General features: G+C 75.6%; 2 protein-coding genes. Both read left to right on the forward strand.

The features are described 5' to 3' along the window. The first annotated feature begins 3 nt into the window (after positions 1–3). Positions 4–11,850 (forward strand): SDR family NAD(P)-dependent oxidoreductase, encoded by an 11,847-nt coding sequence (locus ACFVUH_RS13375; protein WP_387913104.1) that lies wholly within the window; start codon positions 4–6, stop codon positions 11,848–11,850. 100 nt (positions 11,851–11,950) lie between these two features. Further along, complete coding sequence (locus ACFVUH_RS13380; protein ID WP_387913186.1) at positions 11,951–22,255, forward strand: type I polyketide synthase; 10,305 nt, start codon at positions 11,951–11,953, stop codon at positions 22,253–22,255. Positions 22,256–22,279: the final 24 nt, after the last annotated feature.

Below are 22,279 nucleotides of genomic sequence, written 5' to 3' on the forward strand. Positions count from 1 at the left end.
CCGATGGTGAACGACGACAAGCTGAGGGACTACCTCAAGCGCGTGACGGCGGACCTGCACCACACCCGCCGGCGCCTGACCGAGGCCGAGGAAGCGGGCCGCGAACCGATCGCGGTCGTCGCGATGAGCTGCCGCTACCCCGGCGGCGTACGGTCCCCCGAGGACCTGTGGCGCCTGGTCACCGACGGCACCGACGCCATCACCGGCTTCCCCCGCGACCGGGGCTGGGACCTGGACCACCTGGACGACCCGGAACAGCTGCGCGAGGGCACCAGCCACACCGCCCTGGGCGGCTTCCTCGACGACGTCGGGCACTTCGACCCCGGATTCTTCGGGATCTCCCCGCGCGAAGCGCTCGCGATGGACCCGCAGCAGCGGCTCCTCCTGGAGACCACCTGGGAGGCGTTCGAACGGGCCGGTATCGACCCCGCGACCCTGCGGGGCAGCAGGACCGGCGTCTTCGCCGGAGTGATGTACCAGGACTACGCGGTACGGCTGCGCCAGGTCCCCGACGACGTGGCCGGCTACGTCGGCAGCGGCAGCTCCGACAGCGTCGCCTCGGGCCGCGTCGCCTACACCTTCGGCCTGGAGGGCCCGGCGGTCAGCATCGACACCGCCTGCTCCTCCTCGCTGGTCGCCATCCACCTCGCCGCCCAGGCCCTGCGGGGCGGCGACTGCACCCTGGCCCTGGCCGGGGGCGCGATGGTCATGTCGACACCCGTCCCGTTCGTGGAGATGAGCCGCCAGGGCGGCCTGGCCCGGGACGGCCGCTGCAAGTCCTTCGCCGCCGCCGCCGACGGCACCGGCTGGGGCGAGGGCGTCGGCATGCTCCTGCTGGAGCGCCTCTCCGACGCCCGGCGCAACGGCCACCCGGTCCTCGCCCTGATCCGCGGCACCGCCGTCAACCAGGACGGCGCCAGCAGCAGGCTCACCGCCCCCAACGGCCCCGCCCAGCAGCGCGTCATCCGCCACGCCCTGGCCAACGCCGGACTCACCCCCGCCGACGTGGACGTGGTCGAGGCGCACGGCACCGGCACCCCGTTGGGCGACCCGATCGAGGCCCAGGCCCTGCTGGCCACCTACGGGCAGGACCGCGCGGACGGGCAGCCGCTGCTGCTCGGCTCGCTGAAGTCCAACATCGGGCACACCCAGGCGGCGGCCGGCGTCGGCGGCGTCATCAAGACCGTCCTCGCCATGCGGCACGGCACCGTCCCGCCCACCCTGCACGCGCAGGACCCGTCCCCGCAGATCGACTGGACCGCGGGCGCGGTACGCCTGGTCACCGCGAACACCCCCTGGCCCGAGACCGGACGGCCGCGCCGGGCCGCGGTGTCCTCCTTCGGCGTCAGCGGCACCAACGGACACGTCGTCCTGGAACAGGCGGACGAACCCGGGGGCCTCGTGGACCGGGCCACCCCCGAGGACGCCGACGCCCCCGCCCGCCAGGGACCCGCCCGGCACACCACGGACCCCGACGGCACACCGCCGCCCGTCCTCCCCTGGGTGCTCTCCGGACGCACCGCCGAAGCGCTGCGCGCCCAGGCCGCACGGCTCCGCGACCACCTCGACGCCCACCCCGGACCCGGCCCGGCCGAAGTCGGCCACGCCCTCGCGACGACCCGCGCCGCGCACGAGCACCGGGCGGTCCTGATCGGCACCCACCCCGACGAGTTCCGGGCCGGCCTCGACGCCCTGGCGGCCGGCCGCACAGCCCCAGGCCTGGTCCTCGGCACCGCCGGAACCGGCGGCGAAGTCGCCCTGGTGTTCCCCGGACAGGGAACCCAATGGGTCGGCATGGCCGTCGAACTCCTCGACTCCGCCCCCGCCTTCGCCGCCCGCATCGCGGACTGCGAGCGCGCCCTGGCCCCCTTCGTCGACTGGTCCCTGGAAGCCGTCCTGCGCGGCGTCCCGGGCACCCCGCCGGCCGAACGCGTCGACGTGGTGCAGCCGGCGCTGTGGGCCGTCATGGTCTCCCTGGCCGAACTGTGGCGCTCCCACGGCATCACCCCCGGCGCCGTCGTCGGCCACTCCCAGGGCGAGATCGCGGCGGCGTGCGTCGCCGGCGCCCTCTCCCTGGACGACGCCGCACGGGTCGTCGCCCTGCGCAGCCGGGCGATCCGCGCCCTGTCCGGCCGCGGCGGCATGGCCTCGGTGGCCCTGCCCGCCGAACAGGTCGCCGAACACCTCGCCCCCTGGGACGGCCGGCTCTCCGTCGCCGCCGTCAACGGACCCGCCTCCACCGTGGTCTCCGGAGACACCGACGCGCTCGACGCGTTCCTCGACCGGACGACGGCCCTGGACATCCGCAGCCGGCGCATCCCCGTCGACTACGCCTCGCACAGCGCCCACGTCGAGGACATCCGCACCGAACTGCTCGCCCGGCTCGACGGACTGACCCCCAGCCCGTCCGCCGTCCCCTTCTACTCCACCCTCAGCGGCGGCCTGCTGGAGGACACCACCGCCCTGGACGCCGACTACTGGTACCGCAACCTCCGCGGGACCGTCCGCTTCGAACAGGCGACCCGCGCCCTGCTCGCCGACGGCTACCACGTCCTCCTGGAAAGCAGCCCGCACCCCGTCCTCACCGTCGGCGTCCTGGAGACCGCCGAGGACGCGGGCGCCGACGCCACCGCCGTGGGCACCCTGCGCCGCGACGACGGCGGCCCGCGCCGGTTCACCGAGTCGCTGGCCGAACTCCACCTGCGCGGAGTCTCCCCGGACTGGGACGCCGTCTTCGCCGGCCGCCGCCCCGGACGGGTGGAACTGCCCACCTACGCCTTCCAGCGCGCCCCGTACTGGCTGGAGGACGGCGCCGCGCCCGTCGCCGACGTCACCTCCGCCGGACTGACCCCCGCGGACCATCCGCTGCTGGGCGCCGTCGTGGTCCTCGCCGACAACGAGGGCCTGCTCCTCACCGGCCGCCTGTCGGCCCGCACCCACCCGTGGCTCGCGGATCACGCCGTCGGCGGCCGGGCACTGCTCCCGGGCACCGCCTTCCTGGAACTCGCGCTCCAGGCCGGAGCCCGCGTCGGCTGCCCCCGGGTCGAGGAGTTCACCCTGGAGGCCCCCCTGGTGATGCCCGAACACGGCGGCATCGTGCTGCGCCTCACCGTGGGCGCCCCCGACGGCCTGGGCCACCGCCCGCTCAGCCTGCACTCCCGGCCGGACACACCCGCCGACGGCGACCCCGACGACGAGTGGACCAGGCACGCCGAAGGCGTCCTGGCCCAGGACGGCGCGGAAGGCGCCGAGGCCGACGGGCCGATGCCCTGGCCGCCGCCCGGGGCCGAACCCCTCGCCCTCGACGGACTGTACGACCGCTTCGCGGCGGGCGGATTCGCCTACGGTCCCGCCTTCCAGGGGCTGCGGGCGGCCTGGCGGCGCGGCGACGAACTGTTCGCGGAGGCCGTCGTGCCCGCCGCGCCCGCACCCGACGCCGCCCGCTTCGGCCTGCACCCGGCCCTGCTGGACGCGGCCCTGCACGCCACCGGCGTGCCCGGCACCCCCGGCGCGGACGCCCACCCCGAGGGACGGCTGCCGTTCTCCTGGAACGGCGTGACCCTGCACGCCACCGGCGCCGACGCGATCCGCGTCCGGCTCGCCCCGGCCGGACCCGACGCGGTGACGCTCGCCGTCGCCGACGCGACCGGCGCCCCCGTGGCGACCGTGGACGCGCTGGTCCTGCGGCCCGCGGGCACCGTCGGCCTCGGCGCCGACCGCGCCCCCCACGGCCGCCGCCACCAGGACCTCTACACGACGGAGTGGGTCACCGCACCCCCGCGCGGCGGCGGCGCACCCGTCCACCGCACGGCGGACCTGGCCACGCTGCTGGCCGCCGTCGACGCCGGAGCCCCGGTGCCCGAAACGGTCCTGCTCGACTGCGCGGAGCCCGCGGACGCGGCCGGCCCGGCCGCGGCGGTCCGCGCGGCCGTCCACCAGGCCCTCACCGACGTCCGGACCTGGCTCGCCGACGACCGCTTCGCCGGCTCGCGCCTGGTGTTCGCCACCCGGGGCGCGGTCGGCACCGGGGAGGGGGAGGACGTACGCAACCCCGCGCACAGCGCGCTCTGGGGCCTGGTCCGCTCGGCCCGGTCCGAACACCCCGGGCGCTTCGCCCTGCTCGACCTCGACGCCGACGACGAGCACGGCACCTCCGCGGGCGTCGCCGCGGCCCTCGCCTCGGGAGAACCGCAGTCCGCGGTCCGCGGCGACGAGGTGCGCGTACCCCGGCTGGTCCGGGTCCTCAGGAACGACCCGGACCTCTCGGACGACGCGGCGGGGCCCCTCCGGGCCTTCGAGCCGGACGGCACGGTCCTCATCACCGGCGGCACCGGCCTGCTCGGCTCCCACGTCGCCCGCCGCCTGGTCACCGGGCACGGCGTCCGGCACCTGCTCCTGCTCTCCCGCAGCGGCCCGGCCGCCGCCGGAGCCGAAGAACTGCGGGCCGAACTCGCCGGGCTGGGAGCCGAGACCGCCATCGTCGCCTGCGACGCCGCCGACCGGGTGGCCCTGGCCGCCGTACTCGCGGACCTGCCGCCCGCGCACCCGCTGACCGCCGTGGTCCACACCGCGGGCACCCTCGACGACGGCGTCGTCACCGCACTCACCCCCGAACGGGTGGACGCCGTGCTGCGGCCCAAGGTCGACGCCGCCCTCCACCTGCACGAACTGACCCGCGACCTCGACCTCACGCACTTCGTGCTCTTCTCCTCGGCCGCGGGCACCTTCGGCGGCCCCGGACAGGCCAACTACGCCGCCGCCAACGCCTTCCTCGACGCCTTGGCCGCCCGGCGCCGGGCGGCGGGGCTGGCCGGCCAGTCCCTGGCCTGGACCCTGTGGGAGCAGCCCAGCGCCCTCACCGGACACCTGGACGAGGACGACGTACGACGCCTCGCCCGGTCCGGGATGCCGCCGCTCTCCACCGAGCGAGGACTCGCGCTCTTCGACACCGCCCTCACCGTGGACCGGGCCGTCCTGGTCCCGATGCGCCTCGACACCGTGGCCCTGCGGTCCGCGGCGGCGGACGGCACCCTGCCGCCGCTGCTGCGCGGCCTGGTGCGCACACCGCCGCGCCGGGCGGCCACGGCCGCGGAGGCGACGGCCGACGACAACGCCCTGCGCCTTCGCCTCGCGGCCCTCGACGGCACCGGACGGACCCGGCTGCTCGTCGAACTCGTCCGCACCCACGCGGCAGCAGTCCTCGGCCACGCCTCCCCGGACACCCTCGACCCCGGACGGGCCTTCCGCGAACTGGGATTCGACTCACTGGCCTCGGTGGAACTGCGCAACCGCCTGACCGCCGCCACCGGCCTGCGGCTTCCCGCCAGCCTGGTGTTCGACCACCCGAACCCGGCGGCGCTCGCGGACTTCCTGGGCGCCGGACTCACGGACACCGGAGCCGCCACGGCCGCCGTACCCGCGGGGCCGGCCGACCGGAACCGGGACGCGGACGACGACCGGATCGCGATCGTCTCCGCGGCCTGCCGCCTCCCCGGCGGTGTCCGCTCGCCCGAGGACCTGTGGCGGATGCTGGCCGAGGGCCGCGACGGCATCTCCGGGTTCCCCACCGACCGGGGCTGGAGCCCGGAGACGCTCTACGACCCCGATCCCGACAGCATCGGCACCTCCATCACCCGCAACGGCGGCTTCCTGCACGACGCGGCCGAGTTCGACGCGGAGTTCTTCGGCATCTCGCCGCGCGAGGCCCTGGCCATGGACCCGCAGCAGCGGCTGCTCCTGGAGACCACCTGGGAACTCTTCGAGCGCGCGGCCATCGACCCGTCCACCCTGCGCGGCGCCCCGGTCGGCACGTACGTCGGCCTGATGCAGCAGGACTACGCCGCCCGGCTGCTGCCCCACATCCCCGAGGACGTCGAAGGGTTCCTCGGCACCGGCAACTCGGGAAGCATCGTCTCCGGACGCCTGGCCTACTTCTTCGGCCTGGAGGGCCCCGCGGTCACCGTGGACACGGCCTGCTCGTCCTCCCTGGTCGCCTTGCACCTCGCGGTACGGGCGCTGCGGTCCGGCGAGTGCTCGCTGGCCCTGGCCGGCGGCGTCAACGTGATGTGCAGCCCCGAACTGTTCGTCGAGTTCAGCCGACAGGGCGGACTCGCCCCGGACGGCCGCTGCAAGTCCTTCGCCGCGGCGGCCGACGGGACCGCCTTCGGCGAAGGCACGGGCATGGTGCTGGTGGAGCGGTTGTCGGACGCGCGGCGCAACGGGCATCCGGTGCTGGCGGTGATCCGTGGTTCGGCGGTGAACCAGGACGGTGCGAGCAATGGTCTGACGGCGCCGAACGGTCCGTCGCAGCAGCGGGTGATCCGTGCGGCGCTGGCGGACGCGGGGTTGTCGGTGTCCGAGGTGGATGTGGTGGAGGCGCACGGTACGGGGACGCGGTTGGGCGACCCGATCGAGGCGCAGGCGCTGCTGGCGACGTACGGGCAGGACCGTCCGGTGGACCGTCCGGTGTGGATCGGTTCGCTGAAGTCCAACATCGGACACGCCTCGGCTGCCGCCGGTGTGGCGGGGGTCATCAAGTCGGTGCTCGCCCTGCGGCACGGTGTGATGCCGAAGACGTTGCACGTGGACGGTCCGACGCCCGAGGTGGACTGGTCGGCGGGGGCCGGCCGACTGCTGACGGAGGCCCGTGCGTGGGACGACACGGGCCGCCCGCGCCGGGCGGGTGTGTCCTCCTTCGGCGTCAGCGGCACCAATGCCCACGTCATCCTCGAACAGGCCCCGGACGACCCGACAGCTTCCGCGGCCACGCTCGCTGACGGGTCCGGGACACCGGAGACCGCACCCGCCGCCGTCCCCTTGCTCCTCTCGGCACGCACTCCGGAGGCGCTGCGCGCCCAGGCCGCGGCGCTGTCGGCACGGATCGGAGACGGGTCGGGCGTCCGCGCCGCGGACGTGGCCTTCTCCCTGGCCACGGGCCGCAGCGCGCTGGGACACCGCGCGGTGCTGGTGGGTACGGAGGAGGACCTCGCCGAGCATCTGACCGCGCTGTCGCAGGGTGCTGCGGTGTCCGGCGGCGGGTTGGTTTCCGGTCGTTCGGTGCTGGTGTTCCCGGGTCAGGGTTCGCAGTGGGTGGGGATGGCTGCGGAGCTGTTGGCCGGGTCGGAGGTGTTCGCGGGGCGGATGGCGGAGTGCGAACGCGCTCTGGAGCCTTACGTGGACTGGTCGTTGACGGCGGCGCTTGGTTCGGAGGTCCTGCTCGCGCGGGTCGATGTGGTGCAGCCGGTGCTGTGGGCGGTGATGGTGTCGCTGGCGGAGGTGTGGCGTTCGTTCGGCGTGGTTCCGGACGCCGTGGTCGGCCACTCCCAGGGTGAGATCGCGGCCGCTTGTGTGGCGGGTGGTCTGAGTCTGGAGGACGGTGCGCGGGTGGTGGCGTTGCGTTCCCGCGCGATCAAGGTGCTGGCGGGTCGTGGCGGGATGGCGTCGCTGCCGTTGCCGGTGGAGGAGGTGCGGGAGCGGATCGCCTCCTCGGCGGGCCTGCTGTCGGTGGCCGCGGTCAACGGTCCGTCGTCGACGGTGGTGTCGGGCGACGCGGACGCGGTGGCGGAGCTGGTCGACGCCCTGGTCGGCGAAGGGGTGCGGGCGCGTCTGATCGAGGTGGACTACGCCTCGCACTCCGCGCACGTCGAGGAGATCCGCGAGCAGCTGCTCGCCGACCTGGCCGGCATCGTGCCTGTTTCCGGTTCCGTGCCGTTCTTCTCGACGGTGACGGGCGGTTGGCTGGACACGAAGGTCCTGGACGCCGGGTACTGGTACCGCAACCTCCGGCAGACCGTGGAGTTCGGGCAGGCCACGGAGGCGCTGTTGGGGGAGGGTTTCCGGTTCTTCGTCGAGTCCAGCCCGCATGCGGTGCTGGGCGTGGCGGTGGGGGAGTCGGTGGAGGCCGCGGGTGCGGATGCCGCGGTGCTGGGGACCTTGCGCCGCGGGGAGGGCGGCGTGGACCAGGTGCTGCGTGCGGTGGGCCGTGCGTGGGAGAGGGGGCTGGGGGTGGACTGGTCGGGTGCGTTCCCGGGGGCGCGGCGCGTCGAGCTGCCGACGTACGCCTTCCAGCGCAGCCGCTACTGGCTCGACGTTCCGACCACGAGCCGGGACGTCGCCTCGGCGGGGCTCGCCACGACCGGGCACCCGTTGCTCGGTGCGGCGGTGCAGGTCGCGGACGCCGACGAACTGCTGCTCAGCGGCCGGATCTCGCTGAGCACCCACCCCTGGCTCGCCGACCACGCGGTGTCGGGCGTCGTCCTCCTCCCCGGCACGGCCTTTCTCGAACTCGCGCTGCGCGCCGGGGCCGAGGCGGACTGCCCGGTGGTCGAGGAACTCACCCTCGGATCGGCGCTCGTGCTCCCGGACGAGGGAGCCGTCCACCTGCAGCTCCGGGTCGCCGCGCCCGACGCCGACGGCCGGCGCGGGCTCAGCGTGTTCGCCCGGACGGCACTGGACGCCGACGCGCCCTGGACCGAGCACGCCACCGGCACCCTGGCATCCCGGCCCGCCGGGGACCCGGCCGGAGCCGCGTCCGGTCTGCTGAACTGGCCGCCCTCCGGTGCCGAACCCGTGGACACCGGCGACCTCTACGAGCGCTTCGCCGAGGCCGGCTACCACTACGGCCCCGCCTTCCGCGGCATCCGTGCCGCGTGGCTCCGCGGCGGCGAGGTGTTCGCCGAGGTGGTGCTGCCGGAGCCGCAGCACGCCGACGCCGTCGGCTGCGTGCTGCACCCCGCGCTGCTGGACGCGGCCCTCCAGATCGCCGCCCTGCTGCCCGACCAGGACGGCCGGGCCCGGCTGCCCTTCAGCTGGAACGGTGTGACCAGCGGGATCACCGGGGCCACCACGCTGCGCGTGCGGCTCGCGACCGACGCGCCGGACACCGTCACCCTGCACGCCCACGATCTGTCCGGCCGGCAGGTGCTCGGCGTGGAGTCCCTGCTGCTGCGGCCTCCGGCCGCGGGCGGGCCGCTCTCCGCGACCGCCCACGCCGACCTGCTGTACCGCCTCGACTGGACCCCGGCCGCCGAGCCGGCCGACAGCGCCGTGCCCACCTGGGCCGCCCTCGGCGGTGCCGTCCCCGGCGCGGTGTCGTGGCCGGACCTGGACGCCCTGGGGGCCGCCCTCGGAGCGGGCGCCGCCCTCCCCGAGGTGATCGTGGCGGCCATCGCCACCGCCGACCTGCCCGACCCCGCCGACCGGGTCCGCGCCACCGCGCACCAGGGCCTCGCCCTCGTCCAGCAGTGGCTGGCCGACGAGCGGTTCGCCGAGGCCAGGCTGGTCCTGCTCACCAGGGACGCGGTCCGTACCGGGCCGGTCGACCGTCCCGTCGATCCCGCCCAGGCCGCCCTGTGGGGCCTGGTGCGCAGCGCGCGGGCCGAGCACCCCGGGCGCTTCGTCCTCATCGACGCGGCCGGGACCGGCGGGCCGGCGGACGCCCTGCCCACGGCGCTCGCCGCCGGGGAACCCGAGCTGGCGCTGCGGACCGGCCCGCCGCTGCTGCCGCGGCTGGTCCGCGGCGGCCGGCCGGACGGCACGCTGTCCCTGCCGGAGGGCGCCGCCTGGCGGCTCACCACCGACGGCCGGGGCTCCCCGGAGGACATCGCGGCGGAGCCCGCTCCCGCGGCCCTCGCCCCGCTGGGCAAGGGTGAGGTGCGGATCGCGGTGCGCGCCGCCGGGCTGAACTTCCACGACGTCATCGCCGCGCTCGGCCTGGACCCCGACCCCGAACAGCAGGGCCTGGGCAGCGAGGGCGCCGGAACCGTCGTCGAGGTGGGCCCGGGTGTGGACGACCTGGTGCCCGGGGACCGGGTGATGGGGATCTTCAGGGGCGCGTTCGGCCCGACCGCCGTCGCCGACCGCCGCACCGTCGCCCGGATACCGGCGGGCTGGTCCTTCGCCCGCGCCGCATCCGTGCCGGTGGTGTTCCTCACCGCCTACTACGGTCTGTTCGATCTCGGCGGACTGCGGCGCGGGGAATCGGTCCTGGTCCACGCCGCGGCCGGCGGTGTCGGCATGGCGGCGGTGCAGCTCGCCCGGCACGCCGGTGCGCGGGTGTTCGCGACCGCCTCCCCCGCCAAGTGGGACGTCCTCCGGGCCGGCGGACTGGACGCCGCGCACATCGCCTCGAGCCGTACCACCGACTTCGCCGAGAAGTTCCTGACGGCCACCGGCGGGCGCGGCGTCGACGTCGTACTCGACAGCCTGGCACGGGAGTTCGTCGACGCCGGTCTGCGGCTGCTGCCGAACGGCGGCCGGTTCGTGGAGCTGGGCAAGACCGACGTCCGCGACCCCGGGACGGTCGCCCGGCAGCACCCCGGGGTGCGCTACCGGGCGTTCGACCTGATGGAGGCCGGTGCGGAGCGCATCGGCGAGATGCTCGCCGACGTCCTGGGCCTGTTCGAGCAGGGAGTGCTGCGTCCCCTGCCCGTCACCGGCTGGGACGTCCGGCAGGCCCCGGCCGCCCTGCGCTCGCTCGGCCAGGCCCGGGGCGTCGGCAAGAACGTCCTGCTGCTGCCCGCTCCGCCGGACCCCGAAGGGACCGTCCTGGTCACCGGGGCCACCGGCACCCTGGGACGGCTCCTGGCCCGGCACCTGGTCGTCGCGCACGGCACCCGGCACCTGCTGCTGGCGGGCCGTCGGGGCGGATCCGCCGACGGCATGCCGGAGCTGGTACGGGAACTGACCGGGCTCGGGGCGTCGGTGACCGTGGCAGCCTGCGACGTCACCGACCGCGCCGCGCTCGCCGCCCTGCTCGGGTCGGTGCCCGCCGCGCACCCGCTGACCGCCGTCGTCCACGCGGCCGGTGTCCTGGACGACGCCACGATCGCCGGGCTGACGCCGGACCGGCTCGACCGCGTCCTGCGGCCCAAGGCGGACGCGGCGCTGGCCCTGCACGAACTCACCCGCGACCTCGACCTCGCGGCGCTGGTCCTGTTCTCCTCGGGCGCCGCCCAGTTCGGCGCGGCCGGGCAGGCGAACTACGCCGCCGCCAACGCGGTCCTCGACGCCCTCGCCGCCGAACGCCGGGCCGAGGGGCTGCCCGGACTGTCCATCGGCTGGGGCCTGTGGGAGGAGCGCAGCGGGATGACCGCCGCGGTCACCGCGGGCCGGGGCGCCGGGGCGGGCGCGCTGACCTCGGCGGAGGGCCTCGCCCTGTTCGACGCGGCACTGGACTCCCCGTACGCCTACCGGCTCGCGGCCAGGATCGCCCCGTCCGTGCTGCGGGCGGACGACCGGCTGCCCGCCGTGCTCCGCGGCCTGGTCCGCCCCGCCCGTACCGGCGCCGCCTCCGCCGCGGCACCGGCCCGCTCGATGGCGCGGCAGCTCGCCGAGTTGCCCGCGGCCGAGCTGTACCGGACCCTGCTCGACCTGGTGCGCGGCAACGCCGCGGCGGTGCTCGGCCACAGTTCGCCGAACCTGATCCGCCCGGCCCGCCCGTTCAAGGACGTCGGCTTCGACTCCCTCACCGGGGTCGAACTGCGCAACCGGCTGGCGTCCTCGACCGGGCTGCGGCTGCCGGCCGCGCTCGTGTTCGACCACCCCACCCCGGAGGCACTGGCACGCCACCTCGCCGAGCGGGCCGCCGCCGCCCGCCCGACGGGCGACGAGGCGGTCCGGGCCGGGCTCGACACCCTGGAGACCCTGCTCGACGCCCTGCCGCCGGACGGCGTCAGCGACGAACTCGCGGCCCGGATACGGGAAGTGCTGTCCCGCCCGCTGCCCGGCGGGACACCGGCCACCACCGTCCGCCCCACGGGCGACGTGGACGACCTCGCCCCCGAGCTGATCGAGGCGGCCAGCGACGACGAGGTGTTCGACTACATCGACCGGCAGTTGGGATCCGCATGACCAGGCCACCGGTCCGCGCCGTCCGCGCACCCCGCGCAGCCCGAGACGAGACCCGAGCAGCCCGAGACGAAAGCAGCGGTGTCCAGTGAGCGACCAGAGGATGCGCGACTACCTCAACCGGGTGACCATCGACCTGCGGGACACCCGGCAGCGGCTCCGGGAGGCCGAGGCGCGCACGAGCGAGCCGATCGCGATCGTGTCGATGAGCTGCCGCTTCCCCGGCGGTGTCGGCACCCCGGAGGACCTGTGGGAACTGCTCGTCGAAGGCCGCGACACCATCGCGCCCGCCCCCGGCGACCGGGGCTGGGAGACCGCCTGGCCGTCCGGCGGCACGGTCCCCGGGCAGGGGGCGTTCCTGGACGGCGCGGCGGACTTCGACCCGGGGTTCTTCGGCATCTCGCCCCGTGAGGCGGTCGCGATGGACCCGCAGCAGCGGCTTCTGCTGATGGCGTCCTGGGAGGCCGTCGAGCAGGCCGGCATCGACCCGCTCACCCTGCGGGGCAGCCGTACCGGGGTGTACGCCGCGGCCATCGACCAGGGGTACGCGACGCTGGGCTCCGGCGCCGCCGAAGCCGTCCAGGGGTTCCTGATGACGGGGAACTCGATGAGCGTGATGTCCGGGCGGGTGTCCTACGCGCTCGGTCTCGAGGGTCCCGCCGTCACCGTGGACACCGCGTGTTCGGCCTCGCTGGTGGCGCTGCACCTCGCGGCGCGGGCCCTGCGGGCCGGTGAGTGCTCGCTCGCCCTCGCCGGCGGGGTCAGCGTGATGGCGCTGCCGGCGGTGTTCGTCGAGTTCAGCCGGCAGGGTGCGATGTCCCCCGACGGCCGCTGCAAGCCGTTCGCGGCGGCCGCGGACGGCACCGGCTGGGGCGAGGGCGTGGGGATGCTGCTGCTGGAGCGGCTGTCGGACGCGCGCCGCAACGGCCGTACGGTGCTGGCCGTGCTGCGCGGGTCGGCGATCAACCAGGACGGCGCCAGCAACGGCCTGACCGCCCCCAACGGCCCCTCCCAGCAGCGGGTGATCCGGGCGGCGCTCGCGGACGCGGGGCTGACGGCGTCCGAGGTGGACATGGTGGAGGCGCACGGCACGGGCACCACCCTCGGCGACCCGATCGAGGCCGACGCGCTGCTGGCCACGTACGGTCAGGACCGGCCCGCCGGGCGTCCGCTGTGGCTGGGGTCGCTGAAGTCGAACATCGGGCACACCCAGGCCGCCGCCGGGGTCGCCGGGGTCATCAAGACGGTCCTCGCGCTGCGGCACGGTGTCCTGCCGCGCACCCTGCACGTGGACGCGCCCACCCCGCACGCCGAGTGGTCCTCGGGCGCCGTCGAACTCCTCACCGAGGCCCGCGACTGGCCCGCCGTCGACCGGCCGCGCCGGGCCGGGGTGTCCTCGTTCGGCATGAGCGGCACCAATGCGCACGTCGTCCTCGAACAGGCACCGGAGCCGGAACCGGCCGACGGACCGGAAGCGGTGACCGACGGGCCGGACACCGTGGCCGGGCCGGGCGCGCCCGGGGCCGTGCTGCCCTGGGTGCTGTCCGGCCGCACCGCGTCCGCGCTCGGGGACCAGGCGGCCCGGCTGCGCGCCCGGCTCGCCACGGACGCGCCCGCACGGCCGGCCGACATCGGGTTCTCGCTGGCGACCACCCGGTCCGCCTTCGAACACCGGGCCGTCGTGATCGGCGACGGGCACCCCGCACTGCTGGGCGGGCTCGCCGCCCTGTCCGGACCGGGCACGGACCTCCCCACCGACCAGGCCGCGCCCGCCGACGTCGTCGTGGGCACCGGCCGGGTCGTCGAGGGCCGGACGGCACTGGTGTTCCCGGGCCAGGGCTCCCAGTGGGCCGGCATGGCACGGGACCTGCTCGCCACCAGCCCCGTCTTCCGGGACCGCCTCGTCGCCTGCGACGCCGCCCTCTCCGCCCACGTCGACTGGCGGCTCCCCGCCGTCCTGGAGGGCGCGCCCGGGGCACCCTCCCTGGAACGGGTGGACGTGGTGCAGCCGGTGTTGTGGGCGGTGATGGTGTCACTGGCCGCGCACTGGGAGTCCTGGGGCGTCCGGCCCGATGCCGTCGTCGGGCACAGCCAGGGAGAGATCGCCGCCGCCGTGGTCGCGGGAGCGCTGAGCCTGGAGGACGGGGCGAAGGTCGTCGCGCTGCGCAGCCGGGCCATCCGGGCGCTGGCCGGACTCGGCGGCATGGTCGCGGTGTCCCTGCCCGAGGACCGGGTCCGCGCCGAGATCGCCCCCTGGGCCGGGATGCTGTCGGTGGCGGCCGTCAACGGCCCCGCCGCCGTGGTGGTCTCGGGGGAGACCCGGGCCCTGGCCGAACTGCTCGCCCACTGCGACGCCCAGGGTGTCCGGGCCCGGCCCGTACCCGTGGACTACGCCTCGCACTCGGCCCAGGTCGAACGGATCAGGTCCGAGGTGCTGGCGGCGCTGGCCGGCGTACGCCCGCTCCCGGCCCGGGTCCCGCTGTTCTCGACCGTCACCGGCGACCGGCTCGACACCACGGCCATGGACGCCGACTACTGGTACCGCAACCTCCGCGGGACCGTCCGCTTCGAGGCGGCCGTACGCTCCCTGGTCGAGCAGGGCCACGAGGTCTTCGTCGAGGTGTCGCCGCACCCGGTGCTGACCATGGCCCTCCAGGACACCGCCGAGGCCACCGGCGCCGCGGAGCCGCCCGTGGTCGTCGGCACCCTGCGCCGCGACGAGGGCGGACTGCGCCGGGCCCTGCGCTCGGCCGCCGAACTGTGGGTGGCGGGCGCGGCCGTCGACTGGTCCGTGGTGTACGCCGGCACCGGTGCCCGCCCGACCGCCCTGCCCGGATACCCCTTCCAGCTGCGGCGCTACTGGCTGGAGCCGGAGGCGGTGCCGGACACCGGACCGGCCGCCGCCGACCCGCACGACACGGCCTTCTGGCACATGGTCGACCACGACGCCCCGGCCGAGATCGCCGCCCACCTCGCCGTCGACGAGGACGCCCTCGCCCCCGTCCTGCCGGCCCTGCGCGGCTGGCGCAAACAGCGGCGCGACGAGAGCGTCATCGACTCCTGGCGCTACCGCGTCGGCTGGCAGCCCCTGCCCGACCCGCCGGCCGCCACCCCCGCCGCCGGCACCTGGCTCGTCGTCCTGCCCGCCGGACACGACGACGACGCACGGGTACGCGGCCCGCTGCTCGCCCTCACCGAAGCCGGCGCCACCGTCGTCACGGCCGAACTCACGGCCGACGCCGTCCGCCGCACGGACCTCGCCGGCACGCTCGCCACCGCCCTCGGCGACCGTGTCCCGACGGGCGTGCTGTCGCTGCTGGCCGCCGCCGACCAGCCCCACCCCGACCACCCGGCCCTGCCCACCGGGACGGCACTCACCGTCGCCCTGGTGCAGGCCCTGGGCGACCTCGCCGTCACGGCACCCCTCTGGTGCGCCACCGCCGGGGCGGTGTCCACGGGCCCGGACGACCCGGTCACCCACCCCCGCCAGGCACTGGTCTGGGGCACCGGTCTGGTGGCCGCGCTGGAACTGTCCGCCCGTTGGGGCGGACTCATCGACCTGCCGCCGGACCTCGACACCCGCGCCAGGGCCCGGCTCGCCGCTGTACTGACGGCCACCGGCGGCGGCCCCGGCACCGGCACGGCCGGCGTCGGCCGCGAGGACCAGCTCGCCCTGCGCCCCACCGGCCTCCTGGCCCGCCGCCTCCGGCGCGCCCCCCGCAACGACGGCCGTACGAAGCACTGGAAGCCCCGCGGCACCGTCCTGCTGACCGGCGGCACCGGTGCCGTCGGTCCGCACCTCGCCCGCTGGCTGGCCCGCGGCGGTGCCACCCACCTCGTCCTGCCCGGCCGCCGCGGCCCCCAGACACCCGGCGCGGCCGAACTCGCCGCGGAACTGGCCGCCCTCGGCGTACGACTGACCCTGCCCGTCTGCGACCTGGCGGACCGTCAGGCCGTAGCGGAGCTGCTCACCGGCCTGGAGGCGGCGGGTGACCCGGTCACCGCGGTCGTCCACGCGGCCGCCTTCGTCGCGCTCGCCCCCCTGGACGGCACACCGATGTCCGCGTTCGAACAGATCGTCGCCGCCAAGGCCGCCGGCGCCGAACACCTCGACGCCCTGCTCGACCGCGAACTCGACGCCTTCGTCCTGTTCGCCTCGATCGCCGGAGTCTGGGGCAGCGGCGACCACGGCGCGTACGCCGCGGCCAACGCCTACCTCGACGCCCTGGCCCAGCACCGCCGGGCCCGCGGCCTCACCGCCACCACCGTCGACTGGGGCATCTGGCAGGCCGAGAACCCCTGGCAGGACCGCGTCGCCGGAGCGGACGCCGACCTGTTCAAACTGGAGCAGCACGGCCTGCCCCGGATCGCCCCCGACCTCGCGGTCCACGCCCTGCAACAGGCACTGGACGACGACGAGACCGTACTCGCCGTCGCCGACGTCGACTGGGAGCGGTTCGCCGCCGTCTTCACCTCCACCCGCCCCAGCCCGCTGCTCACCGGCGTCCCCGAGGCCCGCCGTGCGCTGGAGGTCGCGACCGGCGACACGGTGGCACCCGCCGCCGCACTGCTGCGCCAACGGCTCGCCGCCCTCGGCGAATCCGAACAGCACCGCCTGCTGCTCGATCTGGTCCGCACCCACGCGGCGGCCGTCCTCGGCCATCCCACGGTGGACGCGATCCGGCCCGGCATGGCCTTCCAGGACCTGGGCTTCGCCTCCCTCACCGCGGTCGAACTCCGCAACCGGCTCAACACCGCCACCGGACTGCGGCTGCCGTCCACCCTGATCTTCGACCACCCGTCGTCCACCGCGCTCGCCCGGGAGATCCGCGCCGAACTGCTCGGCCGGCAGGCCACCGAGCCGCGCCCCTCCGACTCGGACGCTGCCGCGCACCCGCCCGCGCCCGACGACGAGCCGATCGCGATCGTGTCCATGGCCTGCCGCTTCCCCGGCGGCATCGGCACCCCCGAAGACCTGTGGCGCCTGCTCGCCGACGGTGGCGACGCCGTCTCGGACCTCCCCACCGACCGCGGCTGGGACATCGAAGCCCTCTACGACCCCGACCCCGACCGCCCCGGCACCTCGACCACCCGGCGGGGCGGCTTCCTCCACGACGCCGCCGACTTCGACGCCGAGTTCTTCGGCATCTCGCCGCGCGAAGCCCTGGCCATGGACCCCCAGCAGCGGCTGCTCCTGGAAACCACCTGGGAGGCGATCGAACGCGCCGCCATCGACCCGGCCGCCCTGCGCGGCAGCCGCACCGGAGTGTTCACCGGCGTCAACTACGCCGACTACGCGGCCGTCGTCGCCCGGTCGGAGGAAGGAGACGGCCACCTGCTCACCGGCAGCGCACCCAGCGTCGTATCCGGCCGGGTCGCCTACACCCTGGGCCTCGAAGGCCCCGCGGTGACCATCGACACGGCCTGCTCCTCCTCACTCGTCGCCATGCACCTTGCAGGCCGGGCGCTGCGCGGCGGTGACTGCTCCCTCGCCCTGGTCGGCGGCGTCGCCGTGATGGCGACCCCCGGCGCCCTGATCAGCTTCTCCCGTCAGCGGGGACTCGCCGAGGACGGCCGCTGCAAGGCCTTCTCGGACGACGCGGACGGCATGGGCATGGGCGAGGGCGTCGGCGTCCTGCTGCTGGAGCGGCTGTCGGACGCTCGCCGCAACGGGCATCCGGTACTGGCGGTGGTGCGCGGCTCCGCCGTCAACCAGGACGGCGCCAGCAACGGACTCTCCGCCCCCAACGGCCCGTCGCAGCAGCGGGTGATCCGTGCGGCGCTGGCGGACGCGGGCCTGACGGCGTCCGAGGTGGACGTGGTGGAGGCGCACGGCACCGGCACCACCCTCGGCGACCCCATCGAAGCCCAGGCCCTGCTGGCCACCTACGGCCAGGACCGGCCCGCCGAACGGCCCCTGCTGGTCGGCTCCCTCAAGTCCAACCTCGGCCACGCCCAGGCGGCATCGGGTGTGGCCGGGGTCATCAAGACGGTGCTGTCCATGCACCACGGGCAGGTGCCCCGCACCCTGCACGTCGGCAGGCCCTCCGGCCACGTCGACTGGACGCGCGGAGCGCTGGCCCTCGCGACCGAGCAGCAGTCCTGGCCGTCCCACGGTCGCCCCTTCCGGGCCGGGGTGTCCTCCTTCGGCCTGAGCGGCACCAACGTCCACACCATCCTCGAACACACCCCCCTGGAGGACGACGGCCCGCCGGCCGAGCGCACCCCCCTGCCGGCGGTGCCCTGGCTGCTGTCGGCGAAGAGCCCGCGGGCACTGCGCTTCCAGGCCGACCGTCTACGCCGCCACCTCGACGGCGGCCCCGGACCCGACCCGCGCGACGTCGGGTCCGCCCTGCACGCGCGCACCGCTTTCGAGTACCGGAAGGCACTGATCGGGGACCAGGAGCAACTCCGCGCCCTGCTGGGGCAGATGGCCGACGACGACTCGGGAGCGTGGGACGGCGGCCGCCCGGTCGACGGTCGTGTGGTGCTGGTGTTCCCGGGTCAGGGTTCGCAGTGGGTGGGGATGGCTGCGGGGTTGCTGTCCGGGTCGGAGGTGTTCGCGGGGCGGATGGCGGAGTGCGGTCGGGCTCTGGCGCCTTATGTCGACTGGTCGTTGACGGAGGCGTTGGGTTCGGAGGTGCTGCTGGCGCGGGTGGATGTGGTGCAGCCGGTGTTGTGGGCGGTGATGGTGTCGTTGGCGGAGGTGTGGCGTTCGTTCGGTGTTGTTCCGGACGCGGTGGTGGGTCATTCGCAGGGTGAGATCGCTGCTGCTTGTGTGGCGGGTGGTCTGAGTCTGGAGGACGGGGCGCGGGTGGTGGCGTTGCGTTCCCGCGCGATCAAGGTGCTGGCGGGTCGTGGTGGGATGGCCTCGCTGCCTCTGCCGGTGGATGCGGTGCGGGAGCGGATCGCCCCGTGGGCGGCTGGGTTGTCGGTGGCGGCGGTGAACGGTCCGTCGTCGACGGTGGTGTCGGGTGACGCGGAGGCGGTCACGGCCCTGGTGGAAGAACTGGTCGCGGAGGGTGTGCGGGCGCGTCTGATCGAGGTGGACTACGCGTCGCACTCCTCGCACGTGGAGGAGATCCGCGAGTGCCTGCTGTCCGACCTGGAGGGCATCACCCCTCTCTCCGCTTCGGTGCCGTTCTTCTCGACGGTGACGGGTGGCTGGTTGGACACGAAGGCGTTGGACGCCGGGTACTGGTACCGGAACCTGCGGGAGACGGTGGAGTTCGGGCGGGCCACGGAAGCTCTGTTGGGGGAGGGTTTCCGGTTCTTCGTGGAGCCGAGCGCGCATGCGGTGCTGTCGGTCGCGGTGGGGGAGTCGGTGGAGGCCGCCGGTGCGGATGCCGCGGTGCTGGGGACGTTGCGCCGTGGGGAGGGCGGCCTGGAACAGGTGTTGCGTGCGGTGGGTCGTGCGTGGGAGCGGGGGTTGGGGGTGGACTGGTCGGGTGCGTTCCCGCAGGCGCGGCGCGTCGAGCTGCCGACGTACGCCTTCCAGCGCACCCGCTACTGGCCCGAGCCGGCGTCCACCGCGGCGGCCGATGTGGGCTCGGCCGGGCTCGACCCGACCGACCACCCCGTCCTCGGAGCGGCCGTCGAGCTGGCCGACACGGGTGAACTGCTGCTCAGCGGAAGGCTGTCGCTGCGTACCCACCCCTGGCTCGCCGACCACGCCGTGGCCGGTACGGTCCTGCTGCCCGGCGCGGCCTTCGCGGAGCTCGCGGTACGCGCCGCGGACGAGGCCGGATGCCGCACGGTGGAGGAACTGACGCTCCAGTCACCGCTGTTGATACCCGCCGACACCGCCGTTCGCCTGCAGGTGCGGGTCGGCGCGGCGGACGCGCACGGCAGCCGCTCCCTGGACGTGTTCTCCTGCCGCGAGGACGCGGCGACCCCGACCTGGACCGCGCACGCGACCGGCGCACTCACCGCCGACGCCACGACCCACGAGCCGTCGCCCGCACCCGGACCGGACGACGCCGGCTCCTGGCCCCCGCCCGGCGCCGTCCCGATCCCCGTCGACGACCTGTACGAGCGGTTCCACACCTCCGGTTACGGCTACGGCCCCGCCTTCCGCGGGCTCACCACCGCCTGGCGCCGGGGCGAGGAGATCTTCACCGAGGTACGCCTGCCCGAGGACCAGCACCGGTCCGCCTCCGCCTTCGGCGTGCACCCCGCCCTCCTGGACGCCGCCCTCCAGGGGCTGTTCCTGCGCGCTCGGCCGGAAACCGAACCGGACCCCGACCGACCGTCCGCCGGACTGCCGTTCTCCTGGGGCGGGGTCAGGCTGCACGCCTCCGGTGCCACCGCGCTCAGGGTGCGGCTCGGCTTCCGGCCGGACGGGTCGGTGTCGATCGACGCGACCGACCCGAACGGCCTCCCGGTCGCGTCGGTCGAGGCGCTCGCCGTCCGTCCGATCGACCTCGACGCCCTCCGCCCGGGCGGCGGCCCGGAATCCCTCTACCGGGTGCAGTGGTCGGCAGCGCCCGCCACCGCACCTACCGAGCCCCTCGGGCACGTCGCTGTCCTCGGGGGCCACGAGCTCTTCCCGGACGGCCATCCGGACCTGGCCGCGCTCGGTGCCGCGCTGGACGGGGGAGCACCGTCGCCCGCAGCGGTGCTGGCCTGGTGCGACCGCGCCCCGGACCTCCCGTCCCCGCCCGAGGCCGCATCCGTGCACACCGCACTGGACGACGCCCTGCGGCTCGTCCAGGACTGGCTGGCCGACCCGCGGTGGGACGACGGCACCCGGCTCGTCCTCGTCACCCGGGGCGCGGTCTCCACGGCAGCCGGCGAGGAGGTCACCGACCTCACCGGCGGCGCGGTCCGCGGCCTCGTCCGCTCCGCCCAGTCCGAGCACCCGGACCGCTTCCTGCTGATCGACACCGACGACCCGGACGCCGTGACCGGCCTGCTGCCCCGGGCACTGGCCGGAACGGAACCCCAACTGGCGATACGCGCCGGACAACTCCTCGCCGCCCGCCTCACCAGGGCCACCCTCGCCACGGACCCGAACCCGGGCACGGACGCGCTCCCGGACCCGGCCCCGGACACACCGTCCGGTATCGCCGTGACCGGGGGAACCGTCCTCGTCACCGGGGCCGGCGGCGCGCTCGGCGGCCTGGTGGCACAGCACCTCGTGACCACGCACGGCGTACGGAACCTGCTCCTCGTCGGCCGGCGCGGCATGGACGCCCCGGGCCTGGCCGACCTCGCGGCCGAACTGCGCGGACTCGGCGCCCGGGTGGACGTGGAGGCCTGTGACGTCGCCGACCGGGACGCGCTCGCCGCCCTGCTCGCCGGCATCCCCGCCGGCCGTCCGCTGAGCGCGGTCGTCCACGCGGCCGGCGTCCTGGATGACGGGACGGTCGAGTCGCTGACCCCCGGACGGATGCGCCACGTACTGCGGCCGAAGGTCGACGCGGCCCTCAACCTGCACGCCCTCACCCGTGATCTGCCGCTGTCGGCCTTCGTCCTGTTCTCCTCCGCCTCCGCCACGGTCGGCAACGCCGGGCAGGGCAACTACGCGGCCGCCAACGCCTTCCTCGACGCGCTCGCCCAGCACCGCCGGGCCCTGAAGCTGCCCGCCCAGTCACTCGCCTGGGGCCTGTGGGCGCGCCGCAGCACCATGACCGGCACGCTCACCGCCGCTGACCTGCGGCGGATGTCCCGGGGAGGCACGGCGGCCATCGGCAGCGAAGAAGGTCTGGCACTGTTCGACGCGGCGCTCACCCTGGACGAACCGCTGCTCGTCCCGGTCAAGATCGACCTCGGCCGGCTCCGGACGGCGGCCCGGACCGCACCCGTCCCGGCCCTGCTCTCCGCCCTGGTCCCCGGCACCGCACGCCGCCCCGCCTCCGGGGCGGACGCCGCCGAAGCGGACTCGCTGCGCCGCCGGCTGACCGCCCTCACCCCGGAGGAACGCGTGGCCACCCTGCTCGACCTGGTACGGAGCCGGAGCGCCGACGTCCTCGGCCACGGCGGAGCCGCGGCCGTCGACCCGGACCAGGCGTTCAAGGACCTCGGCTTCGACTCGCTCACCTCCGTTGAACTCCGCAACCGGCTCAGCGCCGCCACCGGCCGCCGGCTGCCCGCGACCCTGGTCTTCGACCACCCCACCCCGGCCGCCGTCGCCGCCTACCTCTCCCGGCGCCTGGTACCCGACGGGCCGGGCGGCCCCGCCGCCACCGGGAAGGCCGCCGGGGCGCCGCGCCGGGTGGACCGCGAGGACCACGAGATCAGCTCCCTGCTCGCCGCGATCCCGCCCGCCGCACTGCGTCGGGCCGGTCTCCTCGACGCGCTCCTGGACCTCGCCGACCGACCGCAGACACCGGCTCCCGCCGCCGACATCCACGGCATGGCCGTCGACGAACTCGTCCGGATGGCCCTGGACGGCGAACGTGACTGACCGGCAGCCGCAGAACGTGACTGA

The sequence above is a fragment of the Kitasatospora sp. NPDC058032 genome, from assembly GCF_042885845.1.
GTDB lineage: Bacteria > Actinomycetota > Actinomycetes > Streptomycetales > Streptomycetaceae > Kitasatospora.

Bases quoted from the DNA above. Each gene is read 5' to 3' on its own strand.
- ACFVUH_RS13380 (WP_387913186.1), top strand. From the start codon at position 11,951: ATGCGCGACTACCTCAACCGGGTGACCATCGACCTGCGGGACACCCGG.
- ACFVUH_RS13375 (WP_387913104.1), top strand. From the start codon at position 4: ATGGTGAACGACGACAAGCTGAGGGACTACCTCAAGCGCGTGACGGCG.